Origin of the sequence: Pseudoflavonifractor capillosus (assembly GCF_016899775.1) — a bacterium.
Classification (GTDB): domain Bacteria; phylum Bacillota; class Clostridia; order Oscillospirales; family Oscillospiraceae; genus Lawsonibacter.
In genome coordinates this window covers 1-1,221 of the sequence record NZ_JACJJE010000133.1, presented here as the reverse complement: position 1 = coordinate 1,221, position 1,221 = coordinate 1, and the positions used below count along the sequence as shown (strand labels likewise).

Annotated in this window: 3 protein-coding genes; all 3 read left to right on the top strand. The window is 60.3% G+C overall.

From position 1 onward, the window contains the following. A partial coding sequence (locus H6B31_RS16630) for a M23 family metallopeptidase (protein WP_204899516.1) occupies positions 1-357 on the top strand: 357 nt, incomplete at its 5' end. Positions 358-375: 18 nt separating this feature from the next. Then, positions 376-768 carry a DUF3846 domain-containing protein gene (locus H6B31_RS16625; RefSeq protein ID WP_243419120.1) on the top strand — a complete coding sequence of 131 codons (393 nt, stop codon included), beginning with the start codon at positions 376-378 and terminating at the stop codon, positions 766-768. 11 nt (positions 769-779) lie between these two features. Continuing rightward, positions 780-1,064: a DUF6103 family protein gene (locus H6B31_RS16620; protein ID WP_204899515.1), complete on the top strand. Its 285-nt coding sequence runs from the start codon at positions 780-782 to the stop codon at positions 1,062-1,064. Positions 1,065-1,221 lie beyond the last annotated feature (157 nt).

Genomic DNA, 1,221 nt, shown 5'->3' with positions numbered 1-1,221 from the left:
GTCACCTCCGAGTTCGGCTACCGCAGCGATCCGTTCACCGGGGAGACAAGAGGGCACACCGGCATGGACCTGTCCGTACCTACCGACACCCCTATCCGGGCGGCTCTGCCCGGCACAGTCACTGTGGCCCAGTACAACAGCAGCTACGGCTACTACGTGGTGGTGGACCACGGCAGCGGACTGTCCACTTTGTACGCCCACAACTCCAAGCTGCTGGTCCAAGTGGGACAGACGGTGGAGGCGGGAGACATTGTATCTCTGTCTGGTTCCACTGGCCGCTCCACCGGTCCCCACCTGCACTTTGAGGTGCGTGTCAACGGAGAACGCACGAACCCGCGATACTATCTGCCCACATGATTGGAGGAGGAAACGAACATGGAGTATATGGAAGAAACAGCGCTCCAAAAGGAGCCGGAGATCACGGTCCTAAAAGTGAAACCTGGTAAGGCACCGGAGGAGGTGACCATCCCAAACACACTGGAGGCCATGCAGCAGATGGTGGGCGGCCTCATTGAGATCGTCTACCTGGACGGCGTCTGTCTGGTGTGCAATGAGGAGGGCAAGCTCATGGGTCTGGAGGGCAATCGCCGGGTAGGGCGCGACATCATCTCCGGTACGTTTTTCCTGGCGGGGGATACGGACTACGGTGAGTTCTGTTCCCTCACCCAGAAACAGCTGAACCAGTTCTCCCAGCGCTTCGCTCAGCCAGAGACCTTCCGCCCGGAGGAACTGGAAAACGCGTTCTGGATGGAGTTCCACACATTCTGAAGGAGGCCGAGATGGAGAAGATTGAACTGAAAGTGTCAATGGAGCCAGAGCGGCTGGACGCTCTCCGGTATTTTCTGCAGAAGCAGCAGAAGGGCTCGCCCCAGAAGGAACTGGAGAGAGCCCTGGAGGAGCTGTATGAGACCTATGTCCCCGCGGACACCCGCGCCTACCTGGACAGCAAGTGTCGGCCGGTTGCTGCACGGCCCAGGCCAAAGCGTCCAGCACGGAGTGCGCAGACCAAGAGCGCGGCAGCACCTGCCACTGCTGGCCAGGGGCAGGACGGAGAACAGCCGTGAGAAAGGAGCCCCCTTTTTGGCCGCGTCCGCCTCCGTGTGCCCTGTTGTCCAGGGAGACCGGGCTGGGATACCCCCGGCGGATAGGAGGCCCTGTTGGGCAGATTTCCGCAAATTTCCCCGGGATTGGGGGCGTTCGATTTTAGTACGAGGATAAAGG

Bases quoted from the DNA above. Each gene is read 5' to 3' on its own strand.
- H6B31_RS16625 (WP_243419120.1), top strand. From the start codon at position 376: ATGGAGTATATGGAAGAAACAGCGCTCCAAAAGGAGCCGGAGATCACG.
- H6B31_RS16620 (WP_204899515.1), top strand. From the start codon at position 780: ATGGAGAAGATTGAACTGAAAGTGTCAATGGAGCCAGAGCGGCTGGAC.